15 protein-coding genes are annotated in these 20,678 nt (G+C 70.9%); 11 read left to right on the plus strand and 4 right to left on the minus strand.

Annotated elements, in window-relative coordinates; translation table 11 throughout:
- Positions 1–22: 22 nt before the first annotated feature.
- A complete protein-coding gene (gene mfd / locus ACFWN7_RS14435) occupies positions 23–3,748 on the plus strand; it encodes a transcription-repair coupling factor (RefSeq protein ID WP_376939520.1) in 3,726 nt (1,241 codons plus the stop codon).
- 88 nt (positions 3,749–3,836) lie between these two features.
- Here mfd and ACFWN7_RS14440 read toward each other — a convergent pair whose 3' ends face one another.
- Entirely contained in the window at positions 3,837–6,014 is a 2,178-nt protein-coding gene (locus ACFWN7_RS14440) for an exo-alpha-sialidase (RefSeq protein ID WP_376939521.1), read from the minus strand.
- 207 nt (positions 6,015–6,221) lie between these two features.
- On the opposite strand from ACFWN7_RS14440, the gene ACFWN7_RS14445 reads away from it, so the two are divergent.
- On the plus strand, positions 6,222–7,415 hold the full coding sequence (locus tag ACFWN7_RS14445) for a cytochrome P450 (RefSeq protein ID WP_376939522.1): 1,194 nt from the start codon (positions 6,222–6,224) through the stop codon (positions 7,413–7,415).
- A gap of 99 nt (positions 7,416–7,514) precedes the next feature.
- On the opposite strand, the gene ACFWN7_RS14450 is transcribed toward ACFWN7_RS14445, so the two are convergent.
- Positions 7,515–8,714 (minus strand): Na+/H+ antiporter NhaA, encoded by a 1,200-nt coding sequence (locus tag ACFWN7_RS14450; RefSeq protein ID WP_376939523.1) that lies wholly within the window; start codon positions 8,712–8,714, stop codon positions 7,515–7,517.
- Between the two features lie 102 nt (positions 8,715–8,816).
- Between ACFWN7_RS14450 and ACFWN7_RS14455 the strand changes: the two genes are divergently transcribed.
- Positions 8,817–9,566, plus strand: coding sequence for a MazG family protein (locus ACFWN7_RS14455; protein ID WP_376939524.1), 750 nt, complete (start codon positions 8,817–8,819; stop codon positions 9,564–9,566).
- A 9-nt stretch (positions 9,567–9,575) separates the two neighbouring features.
- Here the strand turns inward: ACFWN7_RS14455 and ACFWN7_RS14460 are convergent, their stop codons facing one another.
- Together ACFWN7_RS14460 and ACFWN7_RS14465 are read right to left on the minus strand one after the other, a co-directional pair.
- Entirely contained in the window at positions 9,576–10,658 is a 1,083-nt protein-coding gene (locus tag ACFWN7_RS14460) for an ABC transporter permease (RefSeq protein WP_376939525.1), read from the minus strand.
- Complete coding sequence (locus ACFWN7_RS14465) at positions 10,655–11,587, minus strand: ABC transporter ATP-binding protein (RefSeq protein ID WP_376939526.1); 933 nt, start codon at positions 11,585–11,587, stop codon at positions 10,655–10,657. Before ACFWN7_RS14465 ends, ACFWN7_RS14460 begins: the two co-directional genes overlap by 4 nt.
- A 51-nt stretch (positions 11,588–11,638) precedes the next feature.
- Here ACFWN7_RS14465 and ACFWN7_RS14470 point away from each other — a divergent pair, with 51 nt between their 5' ends.
- From ACFWN7_RS14470 to ACFWN7_RS14505, 8 genes are all read left to right on the plus strand, one after another.
- Positions 11,639–12,166, plus strand: coding sequence for a hypothetical protein (locus ACFWN7_RS14470; protein ID WP_376939527.1), 528 nt, complete (start codon positions 11,639–11,641; stop codon positions 12,164–12,166).
- A gap of 74 nt (positions 12,167–12,240) precedes the next feature.
- Positions 12,241–13,509, plus strand: coding sequence for a histidine--tRNA ligase (gene hisS, locus ACFWN7_RS14475; RefSeq protein WP_376939528.1), 1,269 nt, complete (start codon positions 12,241–12,243; stop codon positions 13,507–13,509).
- A 327-nt stretch (positions 13,510–13,836) separates the two neighbouring features.
- Positions 13,837–14,754, plus strand: coding sequence for a hypothetical protein (locus tag ACFWN7_RS14480; protein ID WP_376939529.1), 918 nt, complete (start codon positions 13,837–13,839; stop codon positions 14,752–14,754).
- A 520-nt stretch (positions 14,755–15,274) separates the two neighbouring features.
- The gene (gene eno / locus ACFWN7_RS14485; RefSeq protein ID WP_376939530.1) at positions 15,275–16,555 is read left to right on the plus strand and encodes a phosphopyruvate hydratase; all 1,281 of its coding nucleotides are present in this window, start codon (positions 15,275–15,277) and stop codon (positions 16,553–16,555) included.
- A 65-nt stretch (positions 16,556–16,620) separates the two neighbouring features.
- A complete protein-coding gene (locus tag ACFWN7_RS14490) occupies positions 16,621–17,154 on the plus strand; it encodes a septum formation initiator family protein (RefSeq protein ID WP_376939531.1) in 534 nt (177 codons plus the stop codon).
- Positions 17,151–17,729 (plus strand): DUF501 domain-containing protein, encoded by a 579-nt coding sequence (locus tag ACFWN7_RS14495; protein WP_376939532.1) that lies wholly within the window; start codon positions 17,151–17,153, stop codon positions 17,727–17,729. Before ACFWN7_RS14490 ends, ACFWN7_RS14495 begins: the two co-directional genes overlap by 4 nt.
- Positions 17,726–19,006: a S8 family serine peptidase gene (locus tag ACFWN7_RS14500; RefSeq protein ID WP_376939533.1), complete on the plus strand. Its 1,281-nt coding sequence runs from the start codon at positions 17,726–17,728 to the stop codon at positions 19,004–19,006. The genes ACFWN7_RS14495 and ACFWN7_RS14500 overlap by 4 nt, the downstream gene beginning before the upstream one ends.
- Before the next feature lie 34 nt (positions 19,007–19,040).
- The gene (locus tag ACFWN7_RS14505; RefSeq protein WP_376939534.1) at positions 19,041–20,564 is read left to right on the plus strand and encodes an NAD(P)/FAD-dependent oxidoreductase; all 1,524 of its coding nucleotides are present in this window, start codon (positions 19,041–19,043) and stop codon (positions 20,562–20,564) included.
- The last annotated feature ends 114 nt before the right edge of the window (positions 20,565–20,678 follow it).

The following is a 20,678-nucleotide window of genomic DNA, read 5'->3' on the forward strand; positions in this document are numbered from 1 at the left end:
AGCCCGCGCGTAGACTCGACGGGTGAACCTGCAGGGCTTGAACACGGCGCTTTCGCGCGCCTCCACGATCGACGGCGCGCTCGCCGAGGCCCTGCGGAACGCCGACTTCTCGGCTCCCGCCGGCATCGACGCGCCCCTGCTCGCAGGCCTCCTGCAGCGCCGGGCCGAGGTGGGGCTTCCGCCCGCCCTGCTCGTGATCACCGCCACCAGTCGTGAGGGCGAGTCGGTGCGGTCGTCGATCGCGCCCTACCTCGAGGGCGCCGAGATCCTCGAGTTCCCCGCGTGGGAGACCCTGCCGCACGAACGGCTGAGCCCGTCGGCCGAGACGGTGGGGCGCCGTCTCTATGCCCTGCGGCGCATGCAGGATTGGGCGGCGGCCGGCGAGCGGCATCCGCTCGTCGTGGTCGCGTCGGTGCGAGCGGCGCTGCAGCCGCTCGCCGACAACCTCGCCGACCTCGAACCGATCGAACTCGTCGCCGGGGGCCGCGGATACGACCTCGCCCGCATCGCTGCGACCCTCGTCGACCTGGCCTATGCACGTGTCGACATGGTCGGCCGTCGTGGCGAGTTCGCGGTTCGCGGCGGCATCCTCGACGTGTTCCCGCCCACCGCCGACCACCCCGTGCGCGTCGAGTTCTTCGGCGATGAGGTCGAGGAGCTCCGTGCGTTCTCGGTCGCCGACCAGCGATCGCTTCCCGAGGTCGTCGAGAAGGTGTCGCTCGCGCCGAGCCGCGAGCTGCTGTTGACTCCCGCCGTGCGGCAGCGCGCCCGCGAGATGGTGCACGAGTTCCCGAGCCTCTCGGGCCTGCTCGAGAAGGTCGCCGAGGGCATCCCCGTCGAGGGCATGGAGTCGCTGGCGCCCGCGCTCCTCGAGCGGCTCGTGCCGCTCGGCCACTACCTCCCCGAGGGCATGGCGATCGCGGTGCTGCAGCCCGAGCGGGTCACCGGCCGAGCCGTGAGCCTCGCCGAGACGAACCGGGAGTTCCTCGGGGCGGCATGGACGGCCGCGACGGCGGGCGCCGAGGCGCCCATCGACCTGGCGGCGGGCGACTTCCTCACCGTGCGCGAGTTCCGCGAGTCGGTGCTGCGGCCCCTGAGCCCGTCGAAGGGCACTCCCGGCGCGCCCGACCCGCGTCGCGTGTGGTGGACCTTCTCGAGCTTCGACATCGGGGATGCCGCGGAGGTCGTCGCGGCATCGTCCCCCGCGGCAGCCGCCGAGGCCGCGGCCGGCATGGCTTCCGAGTACGTGCGCGTCGCCGCGAACGCGATGCCGAGCTTCGCGGGCAACGTGTCCGGCGCCGTCGATCACGTCGCCGAGCGACTGCGCGACGGGTGGGCGCTCGTCGTGGCATCCGCGGGTCACGGACTGGTGGAGCGCGCCCGCGACGTGCTCGCGGAGGCCGGGCTCGCGGCCAGGCTCGTCGACGCGGTGCCGGCCGACCTCGAAGCGGGCGTCGCCTACCTGGTGCAGGCCGATGCCGCCCGGGGCTTCGAGGTGCCCGAGGCGAAGCTCGGGCTCATCGCCGAGGCGGAGTTCTACGGACGCGCGGCCGGCTACGATGCGCGCCAGAACAAGAAGCTCGCCACGCGCCGGCGCAACGTCGTCGACCCGTTGCAGCTGAAGGCCGGCGACCACGTCGTGCATCAGACGCACGGCATCGGCCGCTTCGTCGAGATGGTGCAACGCGAGGTCGCCACGGGTTCGCGCCCGACCGGGCCGAGCCGCACCGCGGGCATCCAGCAGCAGCCCACCGCCGTGCGAGAGTATCTCGTGCTCGAGTACGCACCCTCGAAGCGGGGCCAGGCCGGCGACCGGCTCTTCGTGCCCACCGACCAGCTCGACCTGCTCAGCCGCTACGTCGGCGGCGAGGCGCCGTCGCTCTCGAAGATGGGCGGCAGCGACTGGGCGCAGGCGAAGGGTCGCGCGCGCAAGGCCGTGCGCGAGATCGCGGTCGAGCTCGTCAAGCTCTACTCGGCGCGGATGGCGGCGAAGGGGCATTCGTTCGGCCCCGACACCCCGTGGCAGCACGAGCTGGAGGAGGCGTTCCCGTTCGCCGAGACGCCCGACCAGCTGCAGACGATCGACGAGGTCAAGGCCGACATGCAGCGGCCGATCCCCATGGACCGGTTGCTCGCCGGCGACGTCGGCTTCGGCAAGACCGAGGTCGCCGTGCGCGCCGCGTTCAAGGCCATCCAAGACGGCAAGCAGGTCGCCATGCTGGTGCCGACGACGCTGCTCGTGAAGCAGCACCTCGAGACGTTCAACGAGCGATTCGCGGGGTTCCCCGTGCATGTGCGTGCGCTCTCCCGGTTCCAGTCCGACAAGGAGGTGCGCGAGACCGTCGCGGGCCTCGCCGACGGCACCGTCGACCTGGTCATCGGCACGCATCGCATCCTGACCGAGCAGGTGAGGTTCAAGGATGTCGGGCTCCTCATCATCGACGAGGAGCAGCGGTTCGGCGTCGAGCACAAGGACTCGCTGAAGAAGCTCAAGACCAACGTCGACATCCTCGCGATGAGCGCCACGCCGATCCCGCGCACGCTCGAGATGGCGGTGACCGGCATCCGTGAGATGTCGACGCTGGCGACGCCGCCCGAGGACCGGCACCCGATCCTCACGTTCGTGGGGCCGTACTCAGAGCAGCAGGTGGCCGCCGCCATCCGCCGTGAGATGCTCCGCGAGGGGCAGGTGTTCTTCGTGCACAACCGGGTCTCGTCGATCAACCGGGTCGCCGCGCAGCTCGCCGAGCTCGTGCCCGAGGCGCGCATCGCCGTCGCGCACGGGCAGCTCAACGAGCACCTGCTCGAGCAGATCGTCGTCGACTTCTGGGAGCGCAAGTTCGACGTGCTCGTCTCGACGACGATCATCGAGACCGGCCTCGACATCTCGAACGCGAACACGATCATCATCGACCGCGCCGACAAGTACGGGCTCTCGCAACTGCACCAGTTGCGCGGCCGTGTCGGCCGCGGCCGCGAGCGCGCGTACGCGTACTTCCTCTGGGACCCGCAGAAGCCGCTCTCCGAGACGGCGCACGACCGGCTCTCGACGATCGCGGCGAACAACGAGCTCGGCGGCGGCATGCAGATCGCCTTGAAGGACCTCGAGATCCGTGGCGCGGGCAACCTGCTGGGCGCCGAGCAGGCCGGTCACATCGCGGGCGTCGGCTTCGACCTCTACCTGCGCATGATCGGCGAGGCCGTCTCGGCCTTCCGCGGCGACACCGCCTCGGGGCAGACCGAGCTCCGGCTCGAGCTCCCCGTCGATGCGCACATTCCCGAGGACTACGTCGACAGCGAGCGGCTGCGGCTCGAGGCCTACCAGAAACTGTCCGCCGCGAGCGGCCCGGCCGCGAAAGCGGATCAGATCGACCAGGTGCTCGACGAGCTCGTCGACCGGTACGGCACGCCGCCCGACGCGGTGAAGCACCTCGTCGCGATCTCCAGGATCCGCCGCCAGGCCCAGCTCGCCGGGCTCAGCGACGTCATCGCGACAGGGTCGAAGCTCCGCATCGCGCCCGCGAACATCCCCGATTCGCGTCGGGTGCGCCTCGAGCGGCTCTACCCCGGCGCGAAGACCTTCGCGCAGAACGACGTGATCCTCGTGCCGTTCCCGATGCCGGGCGGCGAGCTGCCGGATGACGCCGACCTCATCGACTGGGTGTCGAAGCTGGTCACCGCGATCTTCCCGGTACCCGAGCCGGCAACATCGACGGATGCCGCGGGGGAGCCGGCGATGTCGAGCTGACGCGTCTGCAGGGCCCGGCGGAACGCGTGATGCGCTTCAGGGTGCCTCACGCACCCCGAAGCGCATCACGCGCGATATCGGCCGAACGTCAGCCGCAGGTCAGCGCCGCGTACTCGGCCTCGACGGCACCGGCGTCGGTCACGGTCGCGCTGGCCGTGCCCGCCTCGACCGCGGTCGAACGAGTGGCGAACGAATGGAACGCGGACGCACCGGGTGCCACCGCCGCGAAGCTGCGCTCGCCGAACGGCGTCCGCAGCGTGATGTCGATCGCCTCGTCACCGACGTTCTTCGCTCGCACCGCCACGTACACCTTGCCGGCCAGGCAGCGGCTGGTCGCCGTCACATCCAGGGTCGCGGGCTCCTGGGTGAGCTCGACGGTCTCGCCGGTGTGCTCCACGACGGTCACGTACGAACCCGACGTCGAGGTCCAGGTCGTGACGGGCGTGAACGATCCCGCGTCGAGGTCGGCCTGCGTGACCACGTGGTGGGCGGTCGTGCAGGTGTACGACCCGCCGGCGGCGAGGTTGATCCAGCGGCAGTTCGGCGAGCCCTGAGCCGGGTCGAGACTGGCGAGGTTGCCGGTCGGCACCACGGTGGTCACCGCGTTCGAGCGGTTGCGAACCGTGTAGTTGAAGCGCAGCACGTCACCGACCGCGTAGAACTCCTGCGGGTCGGCCAGCTCGCCTCCGGTGACCTCGATCTTCCCCGGCACTCCGAAGAACACGGTCTGTCCCGAGTGCTCCACGGTCGTGACGTTCGTACCCGAGGTCGAGGTCCAGGTCGTGACGGGCGTGAACGATCCGGCGTCGAGGTCGGCCTGCGTAACGGTGTGCTGCGCCGACGTGCAGGTGTACGAACCGTTCGCCGGCAGGTTGCGGTAGCGGCAGTTCGGTGATCCGCCGGCCGGGTCGAAGCGCTCGACGTTGCCGGTCGGGGAGACCGTCGTGATCGCGGAGGACAGGTTGGCGACCCGGTAGGTGTAGTTGATGACGTCGCCGACCACGTAGGCGCCGGTCTTCGGGTTCGTCACGGTGCCGCCCGTGACCTCGATGGCTCCCGGCGTGGTCACGGGCGCGGCGAGGAGCCAGTCGAGGTCGAACTTGGCGAAGCGGATGCCGCCGTTGCCGCCGTCGGGCTCGTAGAGCAGACCGATCTTGCCGTCGGGAAGGGTGGCGAGCGTCGAGTAGGCCATGCCGGCCGACTGGAAGACACGTGCCTTCGGCCAGGTGGCGCCGTCGTCGTAGCTGATGCGGACCGTGCCGTTGGTGCGCGACGACGTGGATGCGGCGTTCGAGAACAGCAGCACCTTGGCCTCGTCGGAGCCCTGTGCCGCGTTGGGGTAGGCGCGGACGATCGACGCGTTGTTGGTCGGGTCCGGCAACTCGTTGTCGATGGTCACGGCTCCATAGGTGACGCCGCCGTCGGTCGAGTACGCGACCTTGCGGTAGCCGGAGCGGGCCGAATCGCGCGAGTTGAGCAGGATGCGGCCGTCGGAGAGCTCGACGGTCTTGTTCTCGTCCATGCCGGTGCCCACGGGCGTGCCGACCTGCCAGGTGACGCCGTGGTCGTCGGAATAGACGGACACGGCCTGGAACTGGCCCGACCCGTTGATGATCGTGTACTGCTGCAGCAGGCGGCCGGCGTGCTCGCCGTAATTCAGCTGGATGCCCTGGCCCGACGCGGCGAACCGCGAGCGCCAGCCGAGGTCTGCCGTGATGTCGGCGGTGATGGTGCGGTGCGACCACGTGTGCCCGTCGTCGGTGGACGACGCGACATCCGCCTGGATGACGTTGCGTGCCGCCGGGTCGACGCCCGGCTGGGAGCCGCCGAAGCCGGCGTCGAACGACTTCACGTGGAAGTTGAAGATGGTGCCGGTCTCACGGTCGACGATGTAGCTCGGATCGGAGTAGCCCTCGATCGGCGCGGTCGTCTTCCCGGCCGAGACCACTTCCTGCGCTCCCCAGGTGGCGCCGTCGTCGGTGGATCGCCGCTGGAGGATCGAGTTGGGCCCGGGGGAGTCCGCGGCGGTCGGCCGTCCGTCGTACGACGCGAGGACGTCGCCGCTGTTCGTGACGGTGAGCGCCGGGATGCGGTAGTTGGGGAACCCGCCCTGCCCGTTCGTCGCGAGCTGCTGTTCGGCGTAGGCGCCGGCTCCGCCGGTCACGGGGGCGACGTCGTAGTCGGGTGCGGCGGGCGTCCCGTGCGCGGACGCGGCGGTTGCGGGCACGAGGGCGCCGCCCACCACGATCGCGATGGTGGCAGCCACGGTGAGCATGGGCCGCGTCGCTCTGCTCAGATATCCGGTCATTCCGTTCCTTCTGGTCGGTGTGAAACTCGAGGACGTGTGATGTCACACGTCAGATCCAGACCATAGAGGGGCTGAGACGCCACGGTCAAGGGAGATCGTCCGACGGCGCGGACGGATGCGCCCGGCGACGCGCCCGCGGTGGTGCTCGTGCGTAGACTCGCCGGTGTGACCGGCATCCCGTTCCTCGACCTCGCGGATCCGCAGTTCGACGTCACCTCCGATGTCGTGCATCGCGCGCAGGAGGCGAGCTGGTATGCCAGGACGCCCTACGGACTGGCGGTCCTCCGCTATGACGAGGGAACCGCCCTCCTGAAGGACCGCCGCTTCCGGCAGGGCAACGGCAAGTGGCCCGACCAGAACGGCATCCACGACGGGCCGTGGCGCCAGTGGTGGCAGGAGACGCTCCTGAGCCTCGAGGGCGACGATCACACGAGATTGCGGCGGCTGCTCGGGCCGGCGTTCCGCAGCAAGACGATCGAGGCGATGCGGCCGCAGTTCCAGGCCCTCGCGAACGACCTCATCGACTCGTTCGCAGCACGCCGCCGAGTCGAGTTCGTGAGCGAGTTCGCCGAGCCCTACGCATCCCGGATCCTCTGCCTGCTGCTCGGCCTTCCCGACGACGAATGGCCGCAGGTCGCGCATTGGGCGGACGACCTCGGCAAGTCGTTCGGCATCAACGTGCGTCACGACCTCCCACGCATCGAGGCGGCGCTGGACGGGCTCACGGGCTACATCGAAGACGTCATCGCCGACCGGCAGGCTCACCCGCGTGACGACCTCGTGACCACGCTCATCGCCGCGCACGAGGAGGGGGATGCCCTGAACCGCCGCGAGCTGAGCGTCGCCCTCGTGTTCCTCGCGTTCGCGGGCATGGAGACGACGCGCAACCAGCTCGGGCTCGCCATGCAGACCTTCCTCGCGCATCCCGAGCAGTGGGCACTGCTGGCCGAGCGGCCCGACCTCGGCGCACGCGCCGTCGAGGAGGTGATGCGCGTGAATCCCACGGTGACCTGGGTCACGCGGGAGGCGATCGACGACGTCGACCTGGGCGGGCTGCACATCCCTGCGGGCGGCATCGTGCAGGTGCTCTCGCACGCGATCGGCACCGACCCGCGGGCGATGGGCGATCGCGTGCCGTTCGACATCACCTACGACGAACGGCCGCTGCACAGCGGCTTCGGCGGCGGCATCCACCACTGCCTCGGCCACTTCGTGGCACGCACCGACATGAGCGTGGCGCTCCCGCTGCTCGCACGACGGATGCCGGATGTCGCGGCCGACGGACCAGGGGAGTGGCTCCCGGTCTCGGGCAACACCGGTCCCGTGCGCCTCCCGCTCCGTTTCGCACCGGAGCGGTGACGTGCTGCACCGGCAACGGTGACGCTCCGGTGCTGTGACGCGCCCGGCGCCGTAACGCGCCCGGTGCCGTAACGCGCCCGGTTTCGGTGACGCCCCGCCTCAGTGCGTGAACGCGCCGCCCATCCCCGCATGCTCGCCGCGCCGGCGGTAATGCCGCGACCGCAGCGTCACGACGACACCCGACAGCGCGATCGCGATGCCCGAGCCGAGGAGCACCGCCAGTGTGCCCTCGTCCGCGACGTCGGGCAGGCGCGCGAACGCCAGCTCGTTCATGAGCAGCGACACGGTGAACCCGATGCCGCCGAGCGCGCCGACCACGGCGAGGTCCGCCGATGTGAGCGGGGTGCCGGAGCGACGTCTCGCCACCAGCGCGCCGACGCCGCCCGCCGCGACGATCCCGATCAGCTTTCCGGCCGGAAGGCCGACGAGGATGCCCCAGAACGCCGGGTCCAGCTCGCCCGGACTGACCTGCGGCACCACCACCATCGCCGCCGAGAAGGCGAACAGCGGCAGGATCACGCCGTTCGACCACGGTTCGAGCGTGTGGGCGGCGCGGCCGCCCGGGCGCCGCGACATCACGAGTCCGAGTGCGACGCCGGCGATCGTCGCGTGCACGCCCGAGCGGTAGGTGAAGTACCAGGCGAGCACGCCGAGCACGACGAGCACGAGCACGATCGGCCACTGCGGGCGCCGCGACAGGATCCACGCCGAGCGCGGCTTCATGATGCGGCTCACTGCGCCGAAGAGCGCGATCGCCAGGATCGCGAGCCCGAGCGAGGCGAGGTCGGCGTCGGCGGTGAAGAAGAACGCGATGATGAGGATCGCGATGAGGTCGTCGAGCACGGCGAGCGCGAGGAGGAACACCCGCACGCGGGTCGGGATCCACGTGCCGAAGACGGCGAGCACGCCGAGCGCGAACGCGATGTCGGTCGCGGTCGGGACGGGCCATCCGCTGGCCGTGCCGGTGCCCGCGGTGAAGGCGACGAAGATCGCCGCCGGCACGACCACGCCGCCGACCGCTGCGATCGCCGGGAGCAGCGCCTTCGAGAGCGAGTTGAGTTCCCCGATGACGAGCTCGCGCTTCAGCTCCACCGCGACGATGAAGAAGAAGATCGCGAGCAGGCCGTCGGTGATCCAGTGCCCCGCCGAGAGGTCGAGCTGGATCAGGGGGATCTCGAGGTGGGCGTCCCTCGTGTTGATGACCGACGGGCCGAACGGCAGGTTGGCGATCACCAGGCCGAGGACGGCGGCGGCGAGGAGGAGCATCGCCGCGAGGCGTTCGGAGCGGAGGACGTTCATCGGACCCCGATCCTATCGGCGCCCGGTGCAGGGCGGCGGGCGCGCGGGCACCGGTCAGCGCCTACCATGGCTGCGAGGGCGTCTCGCCGGAGGGGAGCGATCGTGGGCGACATCCGACACGGCGGCACGGCGGCGTCCGCCGGAATCACCCGAGCGGAGCCGGTGGGCGAGACCACACGACTCGACGAGCTCATCGAGACCGTCGCAATGCTGCGTGCTCCCGGCGGATGCCCGTGGGACGCCGACCAGACCCACGAGAGTCTCGTGCAGTACCTCGTCGAGGAGAGCTGGGAGCTCATCGACGCCATCGAGTCGGGCAATCGCGCCGAGATGATCGAGGAGCTCGGCGACGTGCTCTACCAGGTGCTCTTCCACGCCGACATCGCCGCACACACCGCCGGCGAGGACTTCGACATCCAGGATGTCGCGGCGCACATGACGGCGAAGATGGTGTCGCGGCATCCGCACGTCTTCGGGGGGGAGCGCACGGCGGAGACCGCCGCCGACGTCGTGGCGTTCTGGGAGGACCTGAAGGCCGACGAGAAACCGCACCGCACGAGCGTGCTCGACGGTGTGCCGCGCGGCATGCCCGCGCTCGCGCTCGCACGGAAGGTGCTCGACAAGGCCGAGAAGGCGGGTGTGTCCGCCGACGCCGTCCTCGGCGAGTCGGTGACGGATGCCGCGGCCACGATCGCGCCCGCCACGGAGGACGAGCTCGGCCGCATGTTGTTCGCGCTCGTGGCATCCGCTCGTTCGCAGGGACTCGACGCCGAACGCGCACTGCGACACGCGGTGCGCGCGTTCGAGCACGAGGTGCGCGCGGCGGAAGCGGCCGGCGACGACAACGCCTGAGGCCGCGACTCAGGCCACTCGGCTCCCGGCGGGAAGCCGCCGCGCCGGCACCTCCGTGCGCCGCCACGCCCACACCAGCGCGCCCGCGCCGAGGAGGGCATGGATCGCGAGTCCCACGAACCACGACGGCACGGTACGGTCGTAGATCTCCTTCGGCGTCTCGTGGTCGCCCGGCGGCCACTGGCCCGACGCCGACCAGTTCGTGCAGTCGTCGATCGTCGTCTCGAGCTCGGGCGCCTGTTGCGCGCCGCGCACGCCGACGGCGATCCAGCCGAAGAGGTCGCGCGGGTTGCCGGTCGCGTCGAAGGTGCCGGGCGCGGCATCCGCCACCACCACGTAGGGGTTCGCGGCGAGGAACCCCCAGACGTAGTCGAAGCGCGGCGTCTGGTGCGTGCTCGTCTGCGGCGGCAGGCAGGCGGGGCGACCGCCGCCGGGTGGCAGACCGTTCTCGTCGAGCTGCTCGAAGTCGACGCCGATGTATGTCGAGCGCACGGTGGACTGCACCGCCGCGCCGCCGAGGCCGAACGCGATGAGCGTGCCGACGCTGAGCGCGGCGATCACGAGGTATGTCACGGTCACGGAGAAGAGCGGACGGGTGAGCAGGGCGGAGAGGCCGACGCCGATCGCCGCGATGACGCCGAGCTCGATCGCGAGCACGACCGTCGAGATCGCGATCGTCGCGGCCGACACCTGCCCGAGCGCCACCGCGAACACCAGGAACGGGAGCGACGCGGCGAGGAAGGCGAGTGCCGTCAGCCACGCCGCGATCCACTTGCCGACGACGAGCTGGGCGGTCGTGACGAGGGTGACCTGCGTCGTCGCCAGCGTGCCCGCGTCGCGTTCGCCGTTGATCGCGTTGCCGCTGAGCGCCGGCGATACGAGCGTGCCGAGCAGCAGCACGAAGAACACGATCGTCGAGAACACCCCGCCGCCGCCGTCGGCCCACGCGTTCGTCGCGAGCACGAGCAGCACGGTCACGATCGTGACGAGCACCACGAACACGCCGAGCAGCACGTTCCACGCCACGCCCCGCACCCGCTGCTTCAGGTCGAGCGCGACGATGAGCCACATGCCCGGAAGGAAGCCGCTCATGCACCCGCCTCCTCACCGGTTGTGCGGTTGAGATCGTGGAATACGTGCTCGAGGTCGCCGACGGCCGGCGCGAACGACGAGACGGGCACCCCGGCGCCGACGAGGTGCGCGAGCAGCTGCGCGGCATCCGCCTCGGTCGTGAGCGGAACCACCGCGCCGAGGTTGTCGGTGCGCGCGACGTCGCCGAATCCTGCGGCGTCGAGCGCGGCGCCGAGCCGCGCGGGGTCGAGCGAGCGGATGCGCCACTGCCTGGCACTTCGGCCGGCGCGCGCCACGTCGTCGGCGGCCGCGGTGACGCCGCCCGCCAGGTACACGGCGGAGTCCGCCATCTCATCGAGCTCGGCGAGCACGTGGCTCGAGATCAGCACCGTCCTGCCCTCGCCGGCCAGGCGTCGCACGAGTTCTCGCAGCGAGGCCCGCGCGGCCGGATCGAGTCCCGACGCCGGCTCGTCGAGCAGCAGCACCTCCGGATCGTGCACGAGCGCCCTGGCGAGGCTCAGCCGCTGCTTCTGTCCGCGCGAGAGCACGCGGGTGGGCCGGTCGGCCAGGGGCACGAGGTCGACCAACGCGATGAGCTCTGCGGCGCGAGCGGATGCGGCATCCGTCGTCATGCCGTACATGCGCGCACTCGTGGTCAGCGCATCGCGCACTGTGAGCGACGGCCACGAGCCGAGGGCGTCGGGCATCCAGCCGATCCGCTCGCGCACCAGCCGCGGCGAGGTCATGGGATCGTGCCCCGCGATGCGGATGCTGCCCGCGTCGGGGGCGAGCAGTGTCGCGAGCATGAGCAGCAACGTCGTCTTGCCCGCGCCGTTGGGGCCGATGAGCCCCGCGACGTGGCCCGGCTCGACCGAGAACGTCGCGTCTCGCACGGCATGCACGTCGCCGAACGTGCGGGCGACCCCCTCGACCGTGATTCCGCCCACCATGCCTCCTCGCCGTCGGAACCGGCTGAGTCTATCGGCGGGCCGGCCTGCGCGGTGGGCGAGGTCGAGGCCGTGTCGGATGTCGCGGATGCCCCGCCGTCGGCGTACGGTCGGGGCATGGGCATCGAGGAGGGCTCCATGGGCATCAACGAGCAACGGCTCGCCGAGTTCTTCGACGAGTACGCCGCGGCGCTGCGCGAGTTCGACGCCGAGTCGACCGCGCGACTGTGGGGGCTGCCCGGCATGATCGTCACCGACGACTTCGCCGGCGCGCTCGAGAGCCGCGCCGACATGGCGGCGGGACTCGCCTCGTCGTACCCGCTCTACCGCATGCTCGGGCTCGAGTCGGCGGTGCCCGAGCTGCGGGCGGTGAGCGCGTTGACCGACCGGATCTCGACGGTACGGGTGCGGTGGAGCTACCTCGACGGCGCCGACGAGGTCATCGTCACCAGCGATTACGAGTACCTCGTGCGCGACGACGCCGACGGGCTGCACGTCTACCTCGCGGTCGGCATCGACGAGGCCGAGGCGTTGCAGCGGGCGGCGCAGCTGCGCGGCGTCGACCTCGACCTGTTCGGCTGAGTCAGCCGGGTGCGGCGACGTCGTCCCCGGGCGGCGTGCCGGGCGGCGGCGGGTGTGCTGGAAGAATGGTCGGCATGGCCGCATCCGTCACACCTCCGCGCGGCATGCGCGACTTCCTGCCCGCCGAGAAGGCCCGACGCGAGCACGCCCTCGGCGTGATCCGCGGCGTCTACGCGGCGCATGGCTTCGACGAGATCGAGACGCCCGTGATGGAGGACTCGCAGCGCCTGCACGCCGGCCTCGGCGGCGACAACGAGAAGCTCGCGTTCGCCGTGATGCGGCGCGGCCTCACGCCCGACGACCTCGCGGCGGCCGCGGCATCCGGTGACGCCCTCGCGCTCGCCGACCTCGGCCTGCGCTACGACCTCACGGTGCCGCTCGCGCGGTTCTACGCGACGCACCGGGCCGCGCTGCCGCCCGTGTTCCGGGCCATCCAGATCGCCCCGGTGTGGCGCGCCGAGCGACCGCAGAAGGGGCGCTACCGCCAGTTCGTGCAGTGCGACATCGACATCATCGGCGAGGCCGGACCGCTCGCCGAACTCGAGCTGCTGACCGCCACCATCGCGACGCTCGAGGCGCTCGGACTCGGCGGCTGCACCATCCGGCTCAACGACCGGCGCATCCTCGCGGGCATCCTCGGCTCGTGGGGTGTGCCCGGCGAGCTGCGCGAACGCGCGCTGATCACCATCGACAAGCTCGACAAGATCGGCGTCGGAGGAGTGGCCGCCGAGCTGCGCGATCATGGTGCCATCACGGCGGGCACGGATGTCGCGGCGGAGCTCGAGGCGCTCACCGCAGCGAACTGGCACCTGCATGACGGCCTCGTGCCGCCGCCCGCGTGGCTCGACCAGGGTGCGTACGCCGAACTGCTCGCGCTGCGCGCCGCGCTTCCCGGTGCGGCGATCGAGTTCGACCCGACCCTCGTGCGCGGCATGGGCTACTACACCGGAACGATCTTCGAGATCGCGCACCCCGACCTCGGCTACTCGCTCGGCGGCGGCGGCCGCTACGACCACATGATCGGGCGGTTCCTCGGGCAGGAGGTGCCGGCGTGCGGGTTCTCGATCGGATTCGAGCGCATCGTCGATCTGCTCGCAGTGCGCGACGAGGGTCGCCCGCGGGCGGTCGTGCTCGTGTACGACGCCGACGTCGAGCCGGCGGAGCTGCTCTCGCTGAAGCACGAGCTCGTGGCATCCGGAACCCGTGTGCGCTTCGAACGCCGCGTCAAGAACCTGCGCGCCCTGCTCGACCGGGTGTCCGCCGACGGCTTCGACGCGTTCGCCGCCGTGACGACCGCGACGACGGATGCCTCGTCGCTCGCGTTCCGCGAGCTCTCCGCGTAGCTCGCGTCGCCCGCGTTCCGCACTGCGTGGCGCTTGACGCGCGCCGGCCTCGGGCATGAATCCCTCGTCGAGAGGGCACGGATGCGTGGTCGCACCACGCATCCGCGCCCTCTCGAGATGCACAGGGGTCCTGTCCCGCCCTGCCGGGACAGCACGGTAGCCCGTCCCGTCCCGCCGGGACAGCACACTTCTCGGATCAGCCGTCGGCCTCACCGAAAGGGCGCAGATGCACGGCCCCTCCCAGCATCTGCGCTGTTTCGAAGCGCTGAGCGCAGGGCTGTGGAAAAGCCCCGCTGGTTCGTACGTTCGGCCGGGCAGTATGTGCGAGTGACTCGACGCGCCCCGCTCGCCCCGCACCTGTCCGGATCGGCCTTCCGGGTGCGCGACCGCGAGTTCCACGGCGCGAGCAGAGGACGCCTCGTCGCGTCCGACGTGCAGCGGCCGTTCACCGCCGTCCGCTCGCTCGGCCTCCACCTCGACGATGTGGTCGATCGCTGCCGTGCCTACGAACCACTGCTCCGGCCGGGCGAGGCGTTCAGCCACGCGACGGCGGCCGCGCTGTTCCAGTTGCCGCTGCCCGAAGACCCGGCCGCGGTGCATGTGCTCGCGCCACCCGGCTCCGCTCGCGCCCGCGGGCGCGGCGTGACCGGCCATGCGGCATCCGTCGCGCCGCCGGTCGTGCTCCGGGAGGGGCTGCCGATCGTCGCACCCGCCCATGCCTGGTGCCAGCTCGCGAACGAGCTGTCCGTGTACGACCTCGTGGCGCTCGGCGACGCGATCGTGACCGGCCGGCGCCGAGGCGAGGTACGCGCGGCAGCACTCGCGACGATCGACGCGCTGCGGGATGCCGCGGCGCAGTGGGGTTCGCGGCGCGGCGCGAGGGTGCTCGCGGACGCCCTGCCTCGGATCCGAGTTGGGGCGGAGTCGCGAAAGGAGAGTCATCTTCGGCTCACGATCGTCGACGCGGGCCTGCCCGAGCCGATCCCGAACCCGCCCGTGCGGCTGGCGTCAGGCAGGGTCGTGCATCCCGACCTCGCGTACCCCGGGCGGCGGATCGCCCTCGAGTACCTCGGCGACATCCATCGCACCGATCGTCGGCGCTGGCAGGAGGACCTGAGGCGGCGGCGCGATCTCGCGGCGGCGGGATGGCGCGTCGTCGAGGTCACGGCCGACGACCTCGAGGCGAATCGCGCGCTGTTCCTTGCTGGAGTTCGCGCGCTGCTCGCGCGCCCCGGAGATGCGTGATCCGCATCTCGCCCGATCCTTCCGCGGTATCGAATCCTTCCGCGGTATCCGATCCTTCCGTGGTATCCGATCCTTCTGTGGTATCCGATCCTTCTGCGGTATCGAAGGGGGGCAGGCGCAGGGTTCGACCCGGCATCGGCGACGTTTCGATCCCCTGAAGCGAGCGGCGACCGATACCGCCCGCGGCATCGCAGATCGAAGGGGCGCGAATGCGCACTGCGTCCACGCATCTGCGCCGTTTCGATCTCGCAGCGGGCCCGGGGTGATGCAGTGAACCCCCACACACGGATGCCGCGGGCCGTGGGGCGGCGGGGGCACGCGGGCGGGCCGTGGGCGGCGGGGAACGCGGGCGGGCCGGGCGGTGCACGACGAGCATGCGCCGGATGTCGCGACCACGACGTGCGGCCGCGGCATCCGATGTCGCAGGTCACGCCGGTGACCACGTCAGTAGACTGGCCTGCGGATCACGACGGAGTCGTCCGACGCACTCGCCCCCACCCCCATCCCTGAGGAGTCCACTGTGGCATTCATCGAAGCTGTAGGCGCCCGCGAGATTCTCGACTCTCGCGGCAACCCGACCGTCGAGGTCGAGGTGCTGCTCGACGACGGCACGCTCGCACGCGCGGCTGTGCCCTCGGGTGCGTCGACGGGCGCCTTCGAGGCGTACGAACTGCGCGACGGCGACGCAGGCCGCTACCTCGGCAAGGGCGTGCAGAAGGCCGTCGACGCCGTGCTCGACGAGCTCGGACCGGCCATCGAAGACCTCGACGCCGCCGACCAGCGCCTCGTCGACGCCGCCCTCATCGAGGCCGACGGCACCGAGAACAAGGGCCGCCTCGGCGCGAACGCCATTCTCGGCGTGAGCCTCGCCGTCGCGAAGGCCGGCGCCGACTCGGCCGACCTGCCGCTCTTCCGCTACCTCGGCGGACCCAGCGCCCACGTGCTTCCCGTGCCGATGATGAACATCATCAACGGCGGCGCACACGCCGACACCGGCGTCGACATCCAGGAGTTCATGGTCCTGCCGATCGGCGCACCGACCTACTCCGAGGGCCTCCGCTGGGGCGTCGAGACCTACCACGCGCTGAAGAGCCTCCTCAAGTCGAAGGGGCTCTCGACGGGCCTCGGCGACGAGGGCGGCTTCGCGCCCGACTTCGAGCACAACCGCGCCGCGCTCGACTTCATCGCCGAGGCGATCGGCAAGGCCGGCTTCACACTCGGCACCGACATCGCCCTCGGCCTGGATGTCGCGGCGACCGAGTTCTTCGAGAACGGCGTGTACCGCTTCGAGGGCAAGGACCGCACGGCCGCCGAGATGAACGCGTACTACGCCGAGCTCGCCGACGCCTACCCGCTCATCTCGATCGAGGACCCGCTCGCCGAGGACGATTGGGACGGCTGGGCCGAACTCACCGCGAGCCTCGGCACGAAGCTGCAGCTCGTCGGCGACGACCTCTTCGTCACCAACCCGGCCCGTCTCGCCGACGGTATCGCGAAGCACGTCGGCAACTCCATCCTCGTGAAGGTGAACCAGATCGGCACCCTCACCGAGACGCTCGACGCGGTGAAGCTCGCGCAGCGCGCCGGCTACACGGCCGTGCTCTCGCACCGCTCGGGCGAGACCGAGGACACCACGATCGCCGACCTCGCCGTCGCGACCGACTGCGGTCAGATCAAGACGGGCGCGCCCGCCCGCAGCGAGCGTGTCGCCAAGTACAATCAGCTCCTGAGGATCGAAGAAGAACTCGGTGAGGCCGCGGTGTACGCCGGCCGCACGGCGTTCCCCCGATTCACGGCGTGATCCGGGCGTCGGGGGCGGCCGTGGGGTCGCCCCCGACGCGTCGCCCGGGTCGTTGAGGAGGGGCGATGCATCCGGATGCTCCGCGCTCGCCGCGCTCGACGGGCACTCGCGCGGGATGGCTGAGCGGCATCCGATTCTCAGGGTTCTCGCTCATCATGATGGGCGTGCTCGTGCTCGCGGTAGTCGTGCTCGCGCCGACGATCGCGGCGTTCGCACAGCAGCGCCAGCAGATCGCGGAGCTCCGCACGGCCGTCTCCGAGCAGGAGGCCGAGGTGGCGCGCCTCCGCGACGAGCGCGAACGATGGAACGACGAGACGTTCATCGTGACGCAGGCGCGCGAACGCCTGTACTACGTGATGCCGGGCGAGGTGAGCTACCTCGTCATCGACGATCGCACCGAGGCGGCCAGGGCGGATGCCGCGGCAGACGTCTCGGCCGAGGTGACCGAATCGAAGGGCGACTGGATGCGCACCCTGCTCGACTCCGTGATGGTCGCCGGGCTCGCCCCGGCGCCGGCGCCGACGGCGCCCGCGGCGATTCCGGCGGACGCGCCGCCAGGAGAGCCGGCAGGCGCCCCCGGAGACGGGAGCAACGGATGACGCGGCCCCCCTTCGGCCCGGTGAGCGAGCGCGACATCCGTATCGTCTCAATACAGCTCGGCCGTCAGGCGCGCGATGTCGTGGGCATTCCCGCGCGCTGCGTGTGCGGCGCGCCGACCGTCGTGGCGACGGCCCCGCGCCTGTCCGACGGCACGCCGTTCCCCACGTTCTACTACTTGACGCATCCGGTGGCCACCGCCGCGATGTCGTTCCTCGAGGCGGCACAGGTCATGGTCGAGTGCGGCGAACTCCTCGCCGCCGACCCCGATGTCGCGGCCGCCTACGCGCGTGCGCACGTCGACTACATCGCCGATCGCGAGTCCGTCGCGGTCGTGTCCGAGCTCGAGGGAATCTCGGCGGGCGGCATGCCGACGCGCGTCAAGTGCCTGCATGCGCTCGCCGCGCACGCCCTCGCCGCGGGCCCGGGCGCGAACCCGATCGGCGATCTCGCGCTCGAGCGCTCCTCGTGGTCGCCCGACGTCTGCCGGTGCCCCGACTACGGCGTCGACGTGCCCGATCCGGCGGATCCGGCCGACGACGAGACGCCCGACGACGAGACGGCGAGTCGCGCGTGACGCGTCGCCGGCAGAGCACGCTCGCGGTGGCAGCGAAGGTCGCCGCCACCGTCGCCGCGGCGACGATGATCGCCCTTGCCGGCGCCGCGCCCGCCCACGCCGACACGGTGCGCGATCTCGAGTACTGGCTCGCAGACTACGGCTTCACCACCGCCTGGAACACGTCGAAGGGCAAGGGCGTCACGGTCGCGGTGATCGACACGGGCGTGAACGGGAATGTCCCCGAACTCCGCGGCGTGGTCACGGCGGGCACGGATGTCTCGGGCATCGGCACACCCGACGGCCAGACGCCGGTCGGCGACGACCCGAACCACGGCACGATGGTCGCGTCGCTCCTCGCAGGCCGCGGCACCGGCACCGGCAACGGCGTGATCGGCGTCGCACCCGAAGCCGACATCATCTCCGCGTCCGTCGCATTCGGGCAGGACACCGGCGCGCAGAAGTCGAACGACGACCAGATCGCCGAGGCGGTCAAGTGGGCGGTCGACAGCGGCGCCGACATCATCAACATGTCGCTCACCCGCAACACGCTCGACTGGCCCGAGAGCTGGGACGACGCCTTCATGTACGCGTTCGACAATGACGTGGTGGTGGTGGCGGCCGCGGGCAATCGCGGAAGCGGCACGAGCGAGGTCGGCGCACCCGCGACGATCCCCGGCGTGCTCACCGTCGCGGGCGTCGATCGTGACAAGAACGCGAGCTTCGACGCGAGCTCGCAGGGCATCACGATCGCCGTCGCGGCGCCGAGCGAGGACCTCGTCGGGGTGCTCGCGGACGGGAGCTACGTGCAGTGGAGCGGAACGAGCGCTGCCACGCCCATCGTGTCGGGACTCGTCGCGCTCATCCGCAGCGAATATCCCGAACTGGATGCCGCGAACGTCATCGAGCGACTCATCCGCACCGCCGATCCGCACGGCCACGAGGTGCCGAGCCCCCTCTACGGATGGGGCATCATCGACCCGGTCGCCGCCCTCACCGTCGACGTGCCCACGGTGGAGGGGAGCCCGCTGCCCAGCCTCGCGGAGTGGATCACGCTGCACCGGCGGGCGGATGCCCCGGAGCCCGCGACCGACGGAGAGCCGCAGGAGATCGTGCCCATCGCCGACCCGCCGCTGCCGCGTTCGGACGGCGCGCAGACCCTGCTGCCGACCGCGTGGACGCTCGCCTATATCACGCTTCCGCTCTCGCTGGTCGCCGCATTTGGTACGCTGGGGGTGCTGTTGGGCATCGGCGCCACTCGGCATACCAGGCGGACTGTCCGCTCTCGCGAACAGTGATCGCGATCACCACACCATGAGGAGTCCATTCACCGTGCCCAAGATCCTGATCGTCGGCGGTGGCTATGCGGGGTTCTACACCGCGTGGAAGCTCGAGAAGTGGCTGCGGCCCGGCGAGGCCGAGGTCACGGTCGTCGACCCGCTGCCCTACATGACCTACCAGCCGTTCCTTCCCGAGGTGGCCGCGGGTTCGATCGAGCCGCGTCATTCGGTCGTGTCGCAGCGTCGGCACCTGAAGAAGACGAACGTCGTCACCGCGAAGGTCACCCGGATCGACCACGCCTCGAAGACCGTGACGATCACGCCCGAGGTCGGTGAGCCGTGGGAGTTCGAGTACGACGTCATCGTGGTGACGGGCGGCGCGGTGTCGCGCACATTCCCGATCCCGGGCATCGCCGACAACGCGATCGGCCTGAAGTCGATCGAAGAGGCGGTCGCGATCCGCGACAAGGTGCTCACGAACTTCGACAAGGCGTCGAGCCTGCCGCCCGGCCCCGAGCGTGAGCGGCTGCTCACGTTCGTCGTCGTCGGCGGCGGATTCGCCGGCATCGAGATCTTCGCCGAGCTCCGCTCGTTCGCGAGCGCCCTGCTCGAGTTCTACCCGCAGCTGACGTTCGACGAGACGCACTTCCACCTCATCGAGGCGATGGGTCGCATCATGCCCGAGGTGTCGCTCGAGACGAGCCACTGGGTCATCAAGCACCTCGCCCAGCGCGGCGCCGAGATCCACCTCGACACCCAGCTCACGAGCGCGGTCGACGGCGTCATCGAGCTGTCCACCGGCGAGACGTTCGAGTCCGACCTCATCGTGTGGACGGCCGGCGTCATGGCGAACCCGGCCATCGTGCGCTCGAGCGACCTGCCCGTCGAGGAACGCGGCCGCATCCTGACCCGCGCCGACCTCCGCGTCGGCGATGAAGACGACTGGGTGGCCGACGCCTGGGCCGCCGGTGACATCTCGGCCGTGCCCGATCTCACGGGCGGCGGCGTCGGCGGCTTCTGCGTGCCGAACGCGCAGCACGCCGTTCGTCAGGGCAAGCTCCTCGCGAAGAACATCGTCGCGGTGCTCCGCGGTGAGGAGCCGAAGGAGTACTTCCACAAGAACATGGGCGCCGTGGCCGGCCTCGGCATCGGCTCGGGCGTGTTCCAGTCGGGCAAGCTCGCGCTGAAGGGCCTCATCGCGTGGTTCGCGCACCGTGGCTACCACGGACTCGCGATGCCGAGCTGGGAGCGCAAGTTCCGCGTGTTCTGGGGCTGGTGGAACAACTTCTGGCTCGGCCGCGACATCGTGTCGCTGTCGGCGGTGCAGGAGCCGCGCGCGCAGTTCGAGCTGTTCGCCGCGCGCCCGAAGCCGCAGGGAGCGGTGGCACCCGCCCCGGCCGCTCCAGCCGCGGCATCCGACAACGGTGCGACGAAGGCCGTGACGACGCAGCCGGCGGCCGAGGCGAAGCCCGCGCCCGACGCGAGGCCCGTCGAGGTCGAGGCCCGGCTGAAGGCGCCTCGCACCGCTGCCCGGCCGGAGGTCGCCGCCGGCGCCGAACCGGTCGCCGCGAAGTAATGTGGGACGCGGGGGCGGCCCCCCGCCGGGGCCCCCCGCCCGCGGGGGGGTAGTAAAAAAAAACAAACCCCCACAAAAAACAAAAAAAAGTTTTGTGGGGGGTGGTGTGTAAGT

Origin of the sequence: Agromyces sp. NPDC058484 (genome assembly GCF_042720415.1) — a bacterium.
Classification (GTDB): Bacteria; Actinomycetota; Actinomycetes; order Actinomycetales; family Microbacteriaceae; genus Agromyces.